At 64.0% G+C, this 16,622-nt stretch carries 13 protein-coding genes and 1 tRNA gene; 8 read left to right on the forward strand and 6 right to left on the reverse strand.

The window, feature by feature from the left end; translation table 11 throughout:
* Nucleotides 1-137: 137 nt before the first annotated feature.
* The gene (locus NBW56_RS09445; protein WP_250258992.1) at nt 138-1,133 is read left to right on the forward strand and encodes a hypothetical protein; all 996 of its coding nucleotides are present in this window, start codon (nt 138-140) and stop codon (nt 1,131-1,133) included.
* Between the two features lie 79 nt (nt 1,134-1,212).
* Here NBW56_RS09445 and NBW56_RS09450 read toward each other — a convergent pair whose 3' ends face one another.
* The 4 genes from NBW56_RS09450 to NBW56_RS09465 all read right to left on the reverse strand — a co-directional run bounded on the left by NBW56_RS09450 (nt 1,213) and on the right by NBW56_RS09465 (nt 4,550).
* Nucleotides 1,213-2,136: a Bax inhibitor-1/YccA family protein gene (locus NBW56_RS09450; protein WP_250258994.1), complete on the reverse strand. Its 924-nt coding sequence runs from the start codon at nt 2,134-2,136 to the stop codon at nt 1,213-1,215.
* Nucleotides 2,137-2,213: 77 nt separating this feature from the next.
* Nucleotides 2,214-3,593 carry an MFS transporter gene (locus tag NBW56_RS09455; RefSeq protein ID WP_250258996.1) on the reverse strand — a complete coding sequence of 460 codons (1,380 nt, stop codon included), beginning with the start codon at nt 3,591-3,593 and terminating at the stop codon, nt 2,214-2,216.
* A 63-nt stretch (nt 3,594-3,656) separates the two neighbouring features.
* Nucleotides 3,657-4,364: a YggS family pyridoxal phosphate-dependent enzyme gene (locus tag NBW56_RS09460; protein WP_250258998.1), complete on the reverse strand. Its 708-nt coding sequence runs from the start codon at nt 4,362-4,364 to the stop codon at nt 3,657-3,659.
* Between the two features lie 110 nt (nt 4,365-4,474).
* Nucleotides 4,475-4,550, reverse strand: a tRNA-Leu gene (locus NBW56_RS09465).
* Between the two features lie 42 nt (nt 4,551-4,592).
* On the opposite strand from NBW56_RS09465, the gene NBW56_RS09470 reads away from it, so the two are divergent.
* Complete coding sequence (locus tag NBW56_RS09470) at nt 4,593-6,815, forward strand: helicase-associated domain-containing protein (RefSeq protein ID WP_250259000.1); 2,223 nt, start codon at nt 4,593-4,595, stop codon at nt 6,813-6,815.
* 99 nt (nt 6,816-6,914) lie between these two features.
* Here NBW56_RS09470 and gnd read toward each other — a convergent pair whose 3' ends face one another.
* Entirely contained in the window at nt 6,915-8,375 is a 1,461-nt protein-coding gene (gnd, locus tag NBW56_RS09475) for an NADP-dependent phosphogluconate dehydrogenase (RefSeq protein ID WP_250259002.1), read from the reverse strand.
* Between the two features lie 147 nt (nt 8,376-8,522).
* On the opposite strand from gnd, the gene NBW56_RS09480 reads away from it, so the two are divergent.
* The 5 genes from NBW56_RS09480 (at nt 8,523) to NBW56_RS09500 (ending at nt 14,050) form a co-directional block, all read left to right on the forward strand.
* Nucleotides 8,523-9,371: a hypothetical protein gene (locus tag NBW56_RS09480; RefSeq protein WP_250259004.1), complete on the forward strand. Its 849-nt coding sequence runs from the start codon at nt 8,523-8,525 to the stop codon at nt 9,369-9,371.
* The gene (locus tag NBW56_RS09485) at nt 9,364-11,037 is read left to right on the forward strand and encodes a DNA repair helicase XPB (RefSeq protein ID WP_250259005.1); all 1,674 of its coding nucleotides are present in this window, start codon (nt 9,364-9,366) and stop codon (nt 11,035-11,037) included. The genes NBW56_RS09480 and NBW56_RS09485 overlap by 8 nt, the downstream gene beginning before the upstream one ends.
* Before the next feature lie 119 nt (nt 11,038-11,156).
* Entirely contained in the window at nt 11,157-11,738 is a 582-nt protein-coding gene (locus tag NBW56_RS09490; RefSeq protein ID WP_349815710.1) for a LapA family protein, read from the forward strand.
* A gap of 75 nt (nt 11,739-11,813) precedes the next feature.
* Nucleotides 11,814-12,533, forward strand: coding sequence for a response regulator transcription factor (locus tag NBW56_RS09495; RefSeq protein WP_016663830.1), 720 nt, complete (start codon nt 11,814-11,816; stop codon nt 12,531-12,533).
* A 2-nt stretch (nt 12,534-12,535) separates the two neighbouring features.
* The gene (locus NBW56_RS09500) at nt 12,536-14,050 is read left to right on the forward strand and encodes a HAMP domain-containing sensor histidine kinase (RefSeq protein ID WP_250259006.1); all 1,515 of its coding nucleotides are present in this window, start codon (nt 12,536-12,538) and stop codon (nt 14,048-14,050) included.
* On the opposite strand, the gene NBW56_RS09505 is transcribed toward NBW56_RS09500, so the two are convergent.
* Entirely contained in the window at nt 14,043-14,858 is an 816-nt protein-coding gene (locus NBW56_RS09505; RefSeq protein ID WP_250259007.1) for an RNase H family protein, read from the reverse strand. The genes NBW56_RS09500 and NBW56_RS09505 overlap by 8 nt on opposite strands.
* A 128-nt stretch (nt 14,859-14,986) precedes the next feature.
* On the opposite strand from NBW56_RS09505, the gene NBW56_RS09510 reads away from it, so the two are divergent.
* Nucleotides 14,987-15,988 carry an LLM class flavin-dependent oxidoreductase gene (locus NBW56_RS09510; RefSeq protein ID WP_250259008.1) on the forward strand — a complete coding sequence of 334 codons (1,002 nt, stop codon included), beginning with the start codon at nt 14,987-14,989 and terminating at the stop codon, nt 15,986-15,988.
* The last annotated feature ends 634 nt before the right edge of the window (nt 15,989-16,622 follow it).

Consider the following 16,622-nt stretch of genomic DNA (forward strand, 5'->3'; position numbering starts at 1 on the left):
TGGGCCCGGGGCACCCCGAGTCACATTGCTCAACCCTATCGCGACCTGGGTCGACGCCTTCTGAATGTTCCTATGGGCGCGGGGTGTGAGAATAAGGGCACACACGACAACGCTCGGCGAAAAGGAAAGGGACGCGCGTGAGCACACCCGATCACGAGGGCCCCGGCTCAGAAGGCTCCGCGGAGCCCCGGCTCCCCGATTTTTCCGCAGGCTCGGCCGGCATGGGCGGGCAGGGGTCCGACGCCTCTGGCGCTCCCGGCGAATCATCATTCGGCGCCGAATCTGGCGCTGCACTCAATGCGCAGATGCACGACGGCGATGAGGGAAGCAACTCTCGCAAGGTCGTCATCGGTGTGGTGATTGGCGGCATCGCACTCATTGCCGCACTCGGTTTGTTCGTTTCACAAGTCGCCATGCGCAGCATCGAACAAGAACCCCTCGCGGGGCACGACTCCACGGTTGGCGTCAACACCACGGGCGACCCGAACAAAAAGGAAGAGCAGCCAACGCCGGCAGCCCCGAACGAGCCGCCACCCGAGATCTTCACCGAGGCACCCACCAGCCAGTGCCTCATGTCCACGAAACCAACGGTGTCACGCGACCAACGTGGCAGCAGGATCAAGGGCGGCGGGCTTCAATTCACGACGCCCAAAGGATGGGACGCGCCGTGGTACCAGAACGAGAACGTGCCCTACCTCTATGACACGGGCGCTTACGCGAAGCAGGTCGAGTCGTTTTGGTACAGCGTTGTGACCGTTGGTCGCGTTCAATGGCAGGAAGATATCGAGGGCGCATACCCCGGCACCGAGCAGATGGCCGTCACGATGTTCCAGTGCTACGCGACCCACTTTAATGTCGTTGAGCAGTTCGGCAAGAACCCCACCGTGACCAACTACAAGAGCGAGTCGCTCACGGTCGATGGCTACCCCGCGTGGATCGTCCAAGCCACCTACGGCTTCGACGAGAACAGCCAGAGTATGCCTCTTGAAACGACGGACGCGTCAATCGTCACGGCGATTGTCGTGGAAACCCCGAAGGGGCCGAGCGCCCTCGTGTCCGACGTTGCCGCCGATCACCCCGACCACGTGAAAGGTCTCGAGGAAGCAATCGCCTCGCTCGAGGTCACCGAGTAGGCGTCGGATCCTCGACACTCCAAAAATGATGTCGGCCCGAGCCCCTCGCGGGGCCCGGGCCGTTTCCTGTTGTGCGCGGTCAGTTGTCGCGCAGGATCGCGAGGATGCGGAGGATCTCCGTGTACATCCACACGACCGTCACGGCGAGGCCGAGCGCCGCCGTCCAGGCGAACGCCTTCGGGGCACCGTTGTCGATCCCGTTCTTGACCTGCTCAAGATCCATCACGAGGCTGTAGCTCGCGAGGGCCACGGCGACGAGGCCAATGACGATTCCGAGCATGCCCGTGCGCATATTCGTGACGCCGAGAAGAACCAGCACGAGGTTCACGAGCGTGAAGACGAAATAGGCGCCGAACGCGACGAAGAAGATCTTCGTGAGCTTCGGGCTCGTGCGCAGCTTACCCATGCGGAACAGCACAGCAATCGCGCCGGCGACGGCCAGCGTCGCGATCACGGCCTGGAACACAATGCCGGGGTACACGCTCTCGAAGTACACGCTGATGCCACCGAGCAGAAGACCTTCAAAGAAGGCGTAGGCAAGCGTGACGATCATGCTCGGCTGCTTCTTAAACGCATTCACAATGACGGCCACGAACGAGCCGATCGCGCCCACGATCGCAAGGATCGACGAGAGGGCGAAGCCAATCTGGCGGCCTTCTTCCGTGCCGATCACGAGAGAGGCAACGGTGGGGAGCATCATGACCACAAACGCCACGGCGATGATCACGCCGAAGGTCGCCGTAATCGCGTTCATCGTGTTGCGCCACGTCATACGGCCCGTGTCAAAGCCTGTGGCGGCCGGGCGGTTGTACATCGCCTCGAGGTCAGCCTGGCTGTAGTTCTCCTGCTGATACTGGGGTGCCTGGTACTGCGGAGCCTGCTGCTGGGGCTGGCCCCACTGCTGCTGGGCGCCCGGTGCCTGGTTGTACTCGGGAGCGGGAGCGTATCCGCCCGAATTGCTGAAAGCCGGGCTGTTCTTCAAAATTCCGTTGTTTCTCGCCACGGGGTGTCCTTTTCTCGAGGGCATCACTACGAGCCCACAGTCTAGTTACACCTCTTTCAACGACTTTCAGGGACGCGCTATTCCTTGCGGTGGTGCGATTCCAGATAGGAGTCGTCGGCCTCGAGCGCAACGCTCTCGCCGCCCGCACCCGCCGCGATCGCGAGCATCTCCCCCGTTTCCGTGCGCAGAATGCTCACTCCGAAAGTCTGATCCTCGCTCTCCTCATTGAGCGCATTGATGTCGTGCACACCGTCGCGGTCGATCCACAGGCCCGCGAACGTGACCACCATGCCGAACAGGGCGAGGCCACCGGCGAGGGAGAGCACCGAGGAAAAGCCAAGGCCGGCACTTAAAACGAAACCGCCGAACATCACGCCGAGGGAGTTTGCGACGTTGAACGCACCGTGGTGCGAGGCAGCGGCGAGGGTGACGGATTTGCCGGCATTCGTCATGAGCCAGGCCTGCATGAGAGGGCTCGTGATCGAGCTCGTGGCGCTCACGAGGAACACGCCGATGCCGAAGCCCACGGGATTCTCGCGGAGTGCAATGAGCACGATGAACATCACGATGAAAATCGGGAGCACAATGAACAGGCTCGCGCGATACGACCAGTCAGTGAGATGGCCCGCAATCCAATTGCCGAGGGTCATCCCGGCGCCCGCGAGCGCAAGAATCACGGGAATGAGGTGCTTATCGATACCCGCCACGCTCACCGTGACGTCGGCGATGTAGCCATACATCGCGAAGAAGCTCGTGAATCCCACGCATTCAATCACGATGACCATCCACATGCGTGGCTGCTTGAACGCGGCGAGCTCATCCTTCGCGCTGCGGCCCTTCGGAGCCTCTTGCGGCGGGATCGCGAGGAACAGGAGGAGGATCGACAGGGCAAACACTCCCGCGACGATCCAGTAAGCCGTGCGCCAGCCAAGCTGCTGACCGAATGCCGTGAGCAGCGGCACGCCCATAAGGTTCGCGACCGTGAGGCCCATGAGGGCGAGCGCAATGCCCTTGCCCTGATTACCGGGGCCCATGACATCGGCAGCGAGCAGGGCGGCCACGCCGAAAAATGCGCCATGCGGAAGACCCGCGAGGAAACGCGCGGGCACAAGCAGGCCAAAGACCGGCATCGTTGCGGAAAGAACCGACCCCACGAGCAGCCCGAGCGCGAGCAGCATGATGAGTTTTGGCCGCGCGATCTTCACCCCGAGAAGCGACACCGTGGGGGCACCCACGACAACGCCGAACGCATAGGCGCTCACTGCCCAACCGGCCTGCGCGATCGCGTGCTCGGGATTCGCCGCCATCTGCTCTGGCAGCAGCGAGTGGGCGATGTCGGGCAGGATGCCCATCGACACGAACTCGCTCGAGCCGATACCGAAGCCGCCGATCGCAATGGCGAAAAGCGCGAAGGCACGCTGGAAGGGCGTCAGTGTGTCATAGGAGGTAGGGCGCACGAGGATCCTTCTTCGGGAGTGGCGGGTGGGCCAATCCGCTGCGCGCCCTCGGGCCCGGATGTACTAGTGAGAATAGTCCCTCGGGCCGAAGACCGCCGAACCAACGCGAACAATAGTGGCGCCTTCCTCGATCGCGATCTCGAGGTCGTTGCTCATGCCCATCGACAGCTCCTTGACGGCCTCGATGCCGAGCCCATCGCGAAGCTCCCTCAACTGACGCAGCGAGCGGCGAATCTCCACTTCGTCGTCCGTGTTGGTCCCGATCGTCATGAGGCCTTCGAGGGCGAGCGACTCGCTCTCCTCACAGCGCTGCGCAATCTCCGTGAGCAGGCCGAGATCCGGGTCGTAGCCGCCCTTCGAATCCTCGCCCGAGGTGTTCACCTGGATGAGGACTCGCTGCACTTTTCCATCGTTCTTCGCGCGCTTCTCGATGCTTGTGAGGGCGCTCTCGCGATCGATCGAATGCACAAGATCCGCAAAGCGCGAAATGTCGCGTGCCTTATTCGACTGGATCGTGCCGATGTAGTGGCGCATCACGCCCGCGTCGTGCAGATCCTCGAGCTCGGCGTGCTTCGCGAATTCCTGCTGGCGGTTCTCGCCCACATCCACCTTGACGCCCCGCTTCTCGAAAAGCTCCACAGCCTCGCGAATCTCTTGCGCGGTGCGCGTCTTAGTCGCGAGCAAAATGAGGAGGTCGTCCATCGACCGCCCGCCTCGCGCGAGCGCCGCCTCGATCCGAGGAAGAAGCTCGTCGATCTTTTCGCTCATCATGACCGTTCACGTCCCTTTCACCGTTGCTTAGTGCGTGGGTCAACGACCGTGATAAACCCACGCCTCCGTCATATCACGCGAGCGCATGCACGGGGCGGGACCTGCATGCGTGGCACCCCCAGTGGGACTCGAACCCACACTGAAAAGATTTTAAGTCTTCTGCCTCTGCCATTGGGCTATGGGGGCGTGCCCGAAGGGCCCCTCCATCCTAGGGGATAGGCTGAAGGCATGGCCCGCACTCTTGCCGATGCCCTGAGAGAGTTCGATGATGCACGGCTCATCGAGCTTCTGCGTGCGCGCCAAGATCTCACCTCCCCGATCCCCCACGGGATCGGCCCACTTGCCGCGCGAGCCGCGCAGCCCGGGAGCGTCCACAAAGCGATCGGCAGTCTCGTTCTTCCCGAACTTCAGCTTGCCGAAGTCTTTGCCGCGTACGCGGGACCCGTTGCCCCGGAACAGCTCGCGCATGCCGTGAACGCCTCGACCGAGCAGATCGCGCCTCACGTGTACCGGCTTGCGACCCTTGCCCTCGTGTACACGGACGAAAGCGGCCGAACCCTGATCCCCGTTCGGGCACTCTCCGAAGCTCTCCCCCACCCGGCAGGCCTCGCCCCTCGCCTCTCGAGCGACCCCACACCGAACGACGCGCGTGAAATAGTCGAGAGCCTCCCCGCTGAACTTCGCGAGATCGCCGACTCTCTCGCGTTCGCCCCCGCGCGTCTCACGGGCTCTCCCGATTCCTCGCTCGCACGGCAGCTCACCAAAGCACGCCTCGTCACCAAGGTCAACGGGCCCGAAGGCCCGCGCCTCCTCATTCCCCGCACTGTTCACCTCGCCCTTCGCAGCGGCGTCGTTCACCGCTCTTTCGCCCACGCCCCAACCCCGGGCCCCGAAGCTACACCCGAACGATTCGAGGGCGCTCGCGACGCCCAAGCGCTCGAGGCCGCACTCGAGGCAAGCCGCATCGCCGCAACGATCGCCACGTGGCACACCGACCCCCCGTCGGTGCTCAAGCGCGGCGGCATCCCCCTGCGAGAGGCGCGCCGCCTTGCCGCCGCCGCACACGCGAGCCACGAAACGTGGACGAGCATCATTCACGCCGCGTGGGTGGGCGGGCTCATTGGCAACGACGGCGAGAAATGGCAGGTCACGCGCGAATTCGAGGAGTTTTCCGACGCCTCCCCGGCACGCCGCTGGGCCGACCTTTGCCTGGCGTATCTGCGCTCCAACTACCTCGGCTCCCTCGCCGGTACGCGCTTCGGAGACGTGAGCCTCGATGGTCTTCATGAGGGAGAGGCTCGCACGGGCGAAAGTCCGCGCGCTGCGCTCTCGGCAAGCGTCGGAAGAAAAGGGGTGAAGGTGAGGCGGCGCCACATGCTGCGCCACCTCGCGGACTATCCCGAGCGGGAGGCGAGGGCGGCGAGCCTTGCGGAGTCGCTCGCGTGGGCGTTTCCCACGGTGCAGCGCGCGGCGATCGTTGAGGAAGCCTATGCCTTCACACGGGAGACGGAGGCCTTCGGGCTGCTCGTGGATGGTGTGCCGAGCGCCCTCGCTCCCGCGGCGCTCGAGGCTCTCGCGTGCGAGGAAGTCGAGGCTCTCGAGTATCTCGAATCTGTTCTTGCCGAGCGACTGCCGGAGCCCGTTGAGCACGTGCTCCTCGATTCTGACCTCACCGTGACCGTTCCGGGGCTTCCCGGCCCGCGAGTGGCAGCAGTGCTCGAGTGGACTGACGTGACCTCGCGCGGGGCGGGAGTCGTGGCTCGCGTGACGGGCGAGTCCATCGCGCGGGGACTCAGCGCTGGCGGCTCCGCCGATGCTCTTCTCGACGAGCTCGCGGCGCTTTCACTCACAGGCGTTCCCGATGTGCTGGCCTACCTCGTTCGGGATGAGGCCCGCAAGCGTGGCCAGGTCACCGTCGGACCCGCGACCTCGTTCATTACAGGTGAGGAAGAGCACCTGGATCGGCTCATGGCGTCGAGGGAGGCGAGCCGGCTGGGCCTCAAGCGGCTCGCCCCGACCGTCGTGATTTCGAGCGGCGATCCGGGGTTCGTGATGGGCTCGGCGCGTGCGGCGGGTCTCGCGCCTCTTGCGGCGGGGGCGAGCGGCGCGGCGGCTCATGAGCGCACGCTCGGTACCGTGCGTGGTGGCCCGGTGGGGCTCGAGCTTGAGTCTGATGCGCGCGAGCAGGCCCTCGACGTGGAGCCTTCCGAGGCACTCACGAGGATTCGCGCCGCTGAGGCAGGTCGTCTCGACGAGGTGAGTGTCCCGCAGCGTTTACTCGCGGCGATCGCGGACGAGCGCGAAATACAGATCGGGATCGTCGACGGGCGCGGAGGTACGCGCGTGCTGCACGTGGTGCCGCTCGCGCTCGAGGGCGGAAGGCTGCGCGCGAGGGACGCGGAAGCGGGTGAGGAGTTCACGGTGCTGATTCACCGGGTGCTCCTCCCCTAGCCCACCTTCTTCTTGAATTGCATAGGGGTTGTGGGGGTTTCGTTGCGGCGAATAACCCCCACAACCCCTATGCAATTCGGGGAGGGAGGGAGAGAGAAGTCAGTCCTGGCGGGTCTCCGTGCGATCGCCCGTCCACTCCACGTGGTACGTGCCCTCGGCATCCACGCGCCGGTAGGTGTGCGCGCCAAAGTAGTCACGCTGCGCCTGCACGAGGGCCGCGGGGAGGCGCTCGGCCCGCACCGCGTCGTAATACGCGAGGGTCGAGGAGAAAACGGGGGCCGGGATTCCGACGGCTGCCGCAAACGCGACGATGCGACGCCACGCGGGGATGCACTTCGTAATTTCGGCAGTGAAGTACTCATCGGCAAGCAGAAGCGGGAGCTCGGGATTGCGTTCGTAAGCCTCGGTAATGCGGTTGAGGAAGCCTGCGCGGATGATGCAGCCGCCGCGCCAGATGCGCGCCATGTCGCCAAGCTTGATGTCCCACTCGTATTCCTTCGCGCCGGCCTTGATCTCGTCAAAGCCCTGCGAGTAGCTCACGAGCTTCGCGGCGTACAGCGCCTGCTGGAGGTCGCTGATGAACTGCTCAGCGTCGTCGATCTGAATCGTCTGCGTCTCGCCCTTGAGCACAGCGCGGCCAGCTTCGCGCTGCTCCGCACCGCCCGAGGTCGAGCGCGCGAAGGTCGCCTCGGCGATGCCAGTGACGGGGATGCCGAGGTCGAGAGCCGTCTTCGAGGTCCACGCGCCCGTGCCCTTCTGGCCTGCCTGGTCGAGGATGATGTCCACGAACGGCTTGCCGGTCACGTTGTCGGTGTGGGTGAGCACGGCCGCCGTGATCTCGATGAGGAAGGAGTTGAGGTTGCCCTCGTTCCATTTCTCGAAGACTTTGCCGATTTCGGGGGCGCTCATGCCGAGCGCCTTGCTCATGAGGTCGTAGGCTTCGGCGATGACCTGCATGTCGGCGTACTCGATGCCGTTGTGGACCATCTTGACGAAGTGGCCGGCGCCGTTCTCGCCCACGTGGGTGCAGCAGGGAACGCCGTCCACGTGCGCGGAGATCTTCTCGAACATGGGGCCGAGGCGGTCGTAGCTTGCCTTCGAGCCGCCGGGCATGATCGAGGGGCCGTTGAGGGCGCCCTCTTCGCCGCCGGAGACGCCCGAGCCCACGAAGTGAAGGCCGCGTGCACGAAGCTCCTGCTCGCGGCGCAGGGTGTCGGTGAACAGGGCGTTGCCGCAGTCCACGATGATGTCGCCCTCGTCCATGCGACTTGCGAGCTCTTCGATCACGGCGTCGGTGGCCTTGCCGGCCTTGACCATGATGATCGCGACGCGCGGCCGCTGGAGCGACGCGACGAATTCGTCCATCGTTTCCGCGGGTACAAACTCGCCGTCTTGGCCATGCTCAGCGATCACGCGCTCGGTCTTTTCCACGGAGCGGTTGTGGATCGCCACTTTGAATCCGTTGCGGGCGAGGTTGCGGGCGAGGTTCGAGCCCATGACCGCCATGCCGGTCACGCCGATGTCGGCAACAGAGTGGGGGGCGGGATCAAAGTTGGCCATGCTCGTGCGGCTCCTTCGGTATGTGGTGAGTGTGGCGCATGGTGGCGCTCGTTCAAGAACAGTCTAAGAGTCCGTGCTGTGTACAGCCCCTATACGCAATAATGAGGGCCAACGGTCCCGGCACCTAAGCCGAATAGAGGAGAGATCATGACCGATCCGTATGAACCGGCCCCCGGCACGTTTCGTTACTCGGCGCCTGGAGAGCAGAATTTCGAACAGCCCCAGTTCCAGGCACAGGCTCAGCAGCCGAATGCGGGATACGCCTCGGGCGACGCTTATGATGGCCCGCCTCCCGGAACCGACGTGGGCAATGACATCTCGAAGTCGTTCTCGTGGGCGTGGCAGGCGTTCACCAAGAACTGGGTCGCGCTCGTTGTTCCAGGCATCATCTGGGCAGTCGTGTACGCGGCCTTGCTGGCCATTTTCTTTGTGGGCTATTTCGCGTCGATCATCGCACTCGCCAATGGCGCCGAATCGGGTAATAACGACGGCGCGGAAGCTGTGGCGGTGCTCGTTTTCGTGCTCATCGTCGTCCTCGTCATGTTCCTGATTCAACTCCCGCTGGCCGCGTGGATAAGCGGGGCGTACAGGGCGGCCGGCCTCGTAGCGAGGGGCGAGAAGCCTACGATCGGCAGTGGTCTCTTCCACTGGAAGACGTTCCTCACCTCCATTCTGTACGGAGTCATCTCGATCTTCTCGATCATCATCCCGTTCCTCGGCCAGCTCGCGTGCCTGTTCTTCTTCTCGCTCGCGCCGTATCTTTCCGCGGGACGCGATGCGGGGCCCATCACTGCATTCAAGGAAGCAGCGAATAAAGCTCTCGCGAAGCCCGCACACGTGATCCTCGCCCCGCTCGTGTCCTTCGCGGTGATGTTCGTGCTCGCGATCACGGGCATCGGGCTGATCCTGCTCCCCGCGGCATTGCCGTTTGTGGCGCTCTTTTACATGTCGATGTTGGCGCGCATCGAGGGCACACGCCCGACCCCCGTTGTCTAGCGCCGGCAGCCCAGGCTCGGGCGCCCTCATCGTTCAGTCGGATAAGTCGATCCTCCTCGAGGTCGCTCACCCTTCGGCCGAGCAGGCGCGCGCCGCGATAGCGCCGTTCGCTGAACTCGAGAAGTCACCCGAGCATGTCCACACCTACCGACTCACGAACCTAGGGCTGTGGAACGCGAAGGCTGCGGGGTTCGATGCGGAGTGGGTCGTCGATGCCCTCCTCACGCATTCGCGATTTCCCGTTCCCCACGCGCTACTCGTGGACGTCGCGGACACGATAGACCGCTACGGTGTTCTGAGCCTCCAGAGCTCGCCCGCGCACGGCCTCGTGCTCCTCGCGAAGGATCCGGCGATCCTCACGGAGGTGCTTCGCTCAAAGCGCATTGCGCCGCTCGTGGGGGAACGCATCGATGAGACCACCTCGCTCGTACACCCGAGCGAGCGCGGCGCCCTCAAGCAGCAGCTCCTCAAGCTCGGCTGGCCGGTCGAGGATCTCGCGGGGTTTGTGGACGGTGAGAGCCACCCGATTGCGCTCACGGATTCCCCGGGCACGTGGCAGCTTCGCCCGTATCAGCGCGAGGCGGTCGAGCATTTCACGACGGGTGGTAGCGGCGTCGTTGTGCTCCCGTGCGGGGCGGGGAAGACGACCGTGGGGGCGGGCGCGATGGCGGCGCTCGAGCGCACGTGTCTCGTGCTCGTGACGAACACGGTTTCCGCCCGCCAGTGGCGCCGCGAGCTTCTCGAGCGCACGTCGCTCACGGAGAGCGAAATCGGCGAGTACAGCGGCGCAAAGAAGGAGATTCGCCCGGTCACGATCGCCACGTATCAGGTGCTCACGTCCAAGCGCCGCGGCATCCATCCCCATCTCGAGCTCGTGAGCGCCCGCGATTGGGGCCTCATCATTTACGACGAGGTGCATCTTCTTCCCGCCCCAGTGTTCCGCATGACCGCCGACCTGCAGGCCCGCCGCAGGCTTGGCCTCACGGCGACCCTCGTGCGCGAGGATGGCCGCGAGGGCGAAGTGTTCTCGCTTATTGGCCCGAAGCGTTACGACGCGCCGTGGAAGTCGATCGAGGCTCAAGGGTGGATCGCCCCTGCGGAGATGACGGAGGTGCGCGTCACGATGTCGAGCACTGAGCGGAAGGTGTATGCCTCGGCGGAGGCGAGGGATCGGCAGCGCCTCGCGGCGGCGAGCCCCGAAAAACTTCCCGTTGTTGAGCACCTTGTCGTGCGTCATCGGGGCGAGGGGATCCTCGTGATCGGCCAATATCTTGATCAGCTCGAGGAGATCGCGAATCGGCTCGATGCGCCGGTCGTCACGGGCGACACTTCCCTCAAGGACCGCGAAAAACTCTTTGCCGCGTTCCGCGAGGGCGAGATCGATCTGCTTGTCGTCTCAAAGGTCGCGAACTTCTCGCTCGATCTTCCCGAAGCAAGCGTGCTCATCCAGGTGAGCGGCGCTTTCGGCTCGCGTCAGGAGGAGGCACAGCGGCTCGGCAGGATCGTGCGGCCGAAGCGCGATGGGCGAACGGCACACTTCTACACGGTGGTCACGCGCGATACGCAGGACCAGGATTTCGCGCAGAATCGGCAGCGCTTCCTCGCGGAGCAGGGGTACGGGTACCGGATCCTCGATGCGCGCGATGTGGAGCCGGGAAACGTCTAACCACCCGTTCGGCCCCAAGCGCTTAAGTGAGGGGTCCGACGCTAGCCGGGCCCCATTGCTGCACTCGTTCTTTGCACGGCGGTCACCACGCGTTTGGTCAAGGCGAGTACGCTTGACGTATGAACTCTAAGGAATACGACGGTTTCTCCGATTCTTTTCGCGACGCGAAGGCTGAAGAAGTCACGCGTGCAAATCCGGCCGCTGCGGGCGTGAACAGCGCTGGCACCGCTTCCTCTTCGGCGCAGGCAGCGCCGGAGGCACCGAGCTTCGGTGGAGCCGGGCAGGCGTCGGAACCCAAGAGCGCCCCGAGTGCCCCCGCCGCGCAAGCGAAGCCGGCCACGCCCAGCGCCGCACCCACGCGCCAGCGCACCTCGCAGGCCCAGCAAGCGCCGAAGGCCGCTCCCTCGGCTGCGCCTCAGAATGATCAGCACGCTGCCCAGCCCGCGCCGAAGTCACGCATGGGCGTCGTGTGGGCGTCGCTCATCGTGGGCGCGCTCCTTTTGATTCTGCTGCTCGTGTTCGTGATTCAGAACAACGTGTCCACGCAGTTTGAGTACTTCACGTGGCAGTTCAACCTTCCGCTTGGCGTGGCGATGCTGCTCGCGGCGATCGCGGGCGCGCTCATCATGGCGCTCGCCGGTTCTGTGCGCATGATTCAGATGGGCTGGGAGCTCCGCAAGTATCGCCGCGATCAGAAGTAGCTGATTCGCCACACCTGCCCGCAAGTCACAGGCAACGTTCAGCCAAACTTCACCTTCGGGTTACACCATTGACCCATGAACACGGAGCAGGAGCAGGACTACGAGGCACGCCTCCTCGTGGTCGACGATGAACCGAACATTCGCGACCTTCTCGCCACGAGCCTGCGTTTCGCGGGCTTCGAGGTGTTTGCGGCCTCCAATGGTGCCGAGGCCATCAAGCTGGCGACTGAGAACGAACCGGATCTGATCGTTCTCGACGTCATGCTGCCCGACATCGACGGTTTCACGGTGACCCGCCGCCTCCGCGACAAGGGCCACCACTACCCGATTCTTTTCCTCACGGCACGTGACGAAACGAAGGATAAGGTCGCTGGCCTCACGGTCGGTGGCGATGACTACGTGACGAAGCCGTTCAGCCTCGAAGAGGTCGTGGCTCGCATTCGCGCGGTACTGCGCCGCACTCACGTGGGCGTCGCCGAGCCGAGCGAAAGCGCGCTCGTGGTGGGCGATCTTCGCCTCGATGAGGATTCGCACGAGGTGACGCGCGCCGATTCGCCGATCGACCTCTCCCCCACCGAGTTCAAGCTGCTGCGTTACCTCATGCTGAACGCGGGTCGCGTGGTGTCAAAAACCCAAATCCTCGATCACGTGTGGGATTACGACTGGTCGGGCGAAGTGGGCATCGTCGAGAGCTACATTTCGTATCTTCGCCGCAAGATCGACGTGGTTGGTGAACCCATGATTCATACGAAGAGGGGCATCGGCTACGTGCTGCGCCCGGCGGATCCGCGCTGACCTTGACCGACGCCCCCAAGAAGGACCGCGCTTCGCGGGCCAATCGCCCGGTGTCCCTATGGACCCGGATTGTCGCGCTCATCGCGCTCGTTCTCGTGTCGGGAACGATCGTGACGGGCGCGCTTTCACTGTTCCTCCTCAAGCGCACCCTCATCGAAAGCGTGGACGCTGATCTCGCCGCGGCGGTCAGCCCAAGCGCGATCGCCAATCCACGCCGCAACATTTCACTCATCACCACGGGGTCACCGAGCGCGCAGTACACGCCCGTGGATTACGTGGTGGAGTGGCAGGATCAGTCCGGTGGGGTTTTGCAGCGCGTGGTGCAGGATTCCGACGGCGACCCGTCTCTCGACTTCCCTCCGCTGACGCGCGAAGAGGTTGTGTCTCTCCAGGGAAAGCCTTTCACTCTGGTCGCGGAGGATCGCGAGTCGTGGCGTGTGCGCGCGGTTGCGTCGAACGATCCGGATGGTCCCTCGGTTTTCGTGGCTCTCCCGCTTCGTGGCGTGGAGAACACGATGAATGAGATGGCGCTCATCATCGTGCTCGTGGGCACGATGGTGGTGCTCGTTGGCGTGGGGCTTGGCGGCTACGTGCTCCACTATGCTCTCGAGCCTTTGCGCGATGTGGAGAAGGCCGCCAAGAACGTTGCGGCCGGCACTCTCGGCACGCGCATCCCCGTGAGTTACTCCTCGCAAGAGGTGCATTCGTTAAGTGTGGCCCTCAACGAAATGCTCATTCGCCTCGAGAAGGGTTTTCAAGCCCAGGCCGAGTCGCAGGCGGAGGCGCTCGCGAGCCAGTCGCGCATGCGTCGCTTCGTTGCGGATGCCTCGCACGAGCTTCGCACTCCCCTCGCGGCGATCCGCGGCAATGGCGAGTTGTATCGCATGGGTGCGATGCCGCGCGACGAGGATGTCGCGCAGGCGATGCGCCGCATCGAGGATGAGGCGAAGCGCATGGGGTCCCTCGTCGAATCGCTTTTGAAGCTCGCGAGGCTCGATGAGCAGCGTTCTTTCGATCTCGTGCCGCTCGATGCGTCGGGGATCGTGAAGGACGTGGTGCAGGATTTGCGGGCGCTCGATCCCACGCGAGAAGTCGCGATCGTTGACCTCGCGGGTGCGGTTCTCACGCCCGAGGCCGTTCCGCCGCTCGGGGTGCTTGGCGACGAAGCCGCGCTCCGGCAAGTCATTGTGAACCTCGTGGGTAACGCGAACAGACACACGCCGAAGGGTTCACCCGTGGAGGTCGCGCTCGGCAATGGCCGCGACGGTCAGGCGATCATCGAGGTGCGCGACCATGGTGAGGGTATTCCGGCAGACATCCGCGAGAGGGTTTTCGAGCGGTTCTTCCGCACCGACGAGTCCCGCCAACGCCAGCAGACTCAAGGCGGCGGTGCCGGTCTTGGCCTCTCGATTGCGGCCACAATCATGCAGCATCACGACGGCACGATCTCGATCCATCAAACAGATGGCGGCGGTGCGACGTTCCGCGTGGAGTTGCCGGCGGCCGAGCTCAGCTAAGTGCGCTCCACTGCTGGTGGAGAATCCGGGGGGTCTCGCCGCCCCATAGGGTCACGATGCGAAAGTTCCGGCCGGCAGCTTCGAGCACGGTGTCGGTCAGGTGAAGGTTCGGGCCGACCTCGCGCGAGATGGCATCGCCTCTGATCGTCACGTCGCGGCTGCGCAGCGCCTCCACGCCCTTCGTCCATTCTTCGGGACTCATCTGGCGTGCCCGCGTGTCGATGAGGTGGGGGCTCTCCCCCAGACTTTCGCGCGGGGGCGCGCTCTCACACCAGAGGGAACGCTCGAGGCTGGCAGGCGTCGGACTCTTCTCCTCCCCTTGTGCGGTGCGGCCCGCACCCGCGAAGCCCGGCCCTTCGTTCGGCGCCGTGCCCTTCTGGTAGGCGGTTGCTGCGGCCCGGGCGCGCTCGTCGGCGGCCTCGTTCATGTCGTGGCCCGCGTGGCCCTTGACCCACTCGAAGCGCACGTTTCGGCCCTGCATCTCGCGGTCAATCGCTTGCATGAGCTCGACGTTGAGCACGGGCTTGCCGTCTTTTTTCTTCCAACCCTTCTTTTTCCAGCCGGGCATCCATTTCGTGACGGAGTTAATGACGTACTGCGAGTCGCACAGAATCACGAGGTCCTCGCCCTCGTGCCCGGCCTCGCGGCTCTGGCTGAGCAGCTCGCGCACCGCTGTAAGTTCGCCGATGTTGTTCGTGCCGTGGGCGCTTCCGCCGGCGCTCCAGCAGTCTTCGCTCACGTACCAGGCCCAGCCGGTGGGCCCGGGATTGCCGAGTGCGGAGCCGTCTGCTGCTGCGGTGATGGTCATGGGCACATTTTTTCATAGGACCCCGATTGCGCGACGAGTCGAGGGAATAGCGGCGCGCTCGAAAGGCGTTGAGTGAGAGTCCGACGGTTTCGCGCACCTCATCAAGCGCACTTTTGTGGAGGTTTCCTATGTCTAAGCGTCCTGACCTCGCGATTCTTGACCTCGTGGGGGTGAGCGAGGGCCAGTCATTCGCCGAGGCGATCGAGGCCTCGATGCGGGCGGTCGAGCTCGCCGACGAGGAAGGCTATACACGGTACTGGTTCGCGGAGCACCACAACACGTTGAACCTCGCCTCGAATGCGACGTCCCTCCTCATTGATCGAGCGGCCTCGCGCACGAAACGCATTCGCGTGGGCTCAGGCGGGATCATGCTTCCAAACCATGCGCCGCTCCAGGTGATCGAGCAGTTTGGCACGCTCACGCAGTTCCACGGCCCGAGGATCGACCTGGGCCTCGGCCGCGCTCCCGGCACGGATCCGCTGACGGCGCAGCTCCTTGGCCGCACGAGCGCTGAGCCGGAGGATTTCGCGCGGGCTGTTGCCGATATGCAGGCGTGGGCGAGCGACGATACGCTCTCGCGGTACCGAATCGGCGCGTACGTTGCGCAAGGCACGAACGTGCCGATGTGGGTGCTGGGCAGTTCTCTCGCAGGGGCGGGCATTGCGGCGCAGCTCGGTTTGCCGTTCGCTGTGGCAAGCCACTTCGCACCGTTCCAGTACAAGGAGGCGATCGCGCTTTATCGCCGCGAGTTCAATGCCGAGGCGCCCACGGCGCAGATCGAGAAGCCGCGCGTGATGGTGGGAGTGAACGTGTACGTGGCCGAGACGGATCAGGAAGCCGAGCGTCAGTTCTCGACCTTGCAGCAGGCGTTTGCGGCGCTCGGTTCGGGCAAGCGCCAGCTGATTCAGCCGCCCGCCGAGTTTTCGGCGCTTCTGCCCGCGCCCGTGCTCGAGCGCGTGAACGGGGCGCTCGCGGTACGCGCGGTGGGCTCCCCCACGAAGGTCGAGGCGGAACTTTCGCGCCTCGCGGAAGAGACCCACGCCGATGAGTTCATCGTGTCGAACTACTTCCACGACCCCGCGGCGCGGTATGAGAGCCAGCGCCTCCTGGCGGAAGCGTGGCTCGACTGAAGGACGGACTTTAGTCCCCCGTCATTCTTTGTCACGATAACGATTTCGTTATCAACGCCGACCGGCGGCACCCACGAGGTTCCCGGTCGGCGTTTTCTTTCCCCCAAGTAATTTTTGAAACGGTAAACCATTGGTGAATATGTGTGAATGTTTTACTTCGTTCCTTTCTTTCTTATTCGTTTCCGCTCAATCGCTTTTCCATTCTTAGCGACCGACCATTCCACTAAGAACTAAGGGTGGAGCAACGCTTCTACGTGCAGTTTTGCGTGACCTCCCCACCGGCACCGCTCGCTCGCGCACCTCGCTCATCCGCAACAAATCTGCAACACTTGCTATACCGATGTTTTTCCACTCGAGAGCTATACGCGAATCCCCTCCCACCAGTCAGCGCTGCCTCCACCGTGACCACCCGCCGGGTGCCTCGCGCCTGCCTGCACGAGGCGCGGCCCCTCCAGAAAAATTTCCCACTTCACAAATGGACCAAAAGCGATTAGCGTCGAGTTTGGACGTCTGCAACAGGTGTTGTATGGCGAATCCTTTTACTCCCCCATACACAGAAAGTTGGAGAACTCATGGTCTTCGATGCTTTCCGGAAGCGGAACAGCCACCGCGCGGAATCCTCAGTTACCCCCAT

The sequence above is a fragment of the Dermabacter sp. Marseille-Q3180 genome (assembly GCF_940792985.1).
Classification (GTDB): Bacteria; Actinomycetota; Actinomycetes; order Actinomycetales; family Dermabacteraceae; genus Dermabacter; species Dermabacter vaginalis.

Excerpts from the sequence above, each read along its gene's own strand:
- NBW56_RS09490 (WP_349815710.1), top strand. The coding sequence starts at position 11,157 with ATGAACTCTAAGGAATACGACGGTTTCTCCGATTCTTTTCGCGACGCG.
- NBW56_RS09495 (WP_016663830.1), top strand. The coding sequence starts at position 11,814 with ATGAACACGGAGCAGGAGCAGGACTACGAGGCACGCCTCCTCGTGGTC.
- NBW56_RS09510 (WP_250259008.1), top strand. The coding sequence starts at position 14,987 with ATGTCTAAGCGTCCTGACCTCGCGATTCTTGACCTCGTGGGGGTGAGC.
- NBW56_RS09460 (WP_250258998.1), bottom strand. The coding sequence starts at position 4,364 with ATGATGAGCGAAAAGATCGACGAGCTTCTTCCTCGGATCGAGGCGGCG.
- NBW56_RS09505 (WP_250259007.1), bottom strand. The coding sequence starts at position 14,858 with ATGACCATCACCGCAGCAGCAGACGGCTCCGCACTCGGCAATCCCGGG.
- NBW56_RS09480 (WP_250259004.1), top strand. The coding sequence starts at position 8,523 with ATGACCGATCCGTATGAACCGGCCCCCGGCACGTTTCGTTACTCGGCG.
- gnd (WP_250259002.1), bottom strand. The coding sequence starts at position 8,375 with ATGGCCAACTTTGATCCCGCCCCCCACTCTGTTGCCGACATCGGCGTG.
- NBW56_RS09470 (WP_250259000.1), top strand. The coding sequence starts at position 4,593 with ATGGCCCGCACTCTTGCCGATGCCCTGAGAGAGTTCGATGATGCACGG.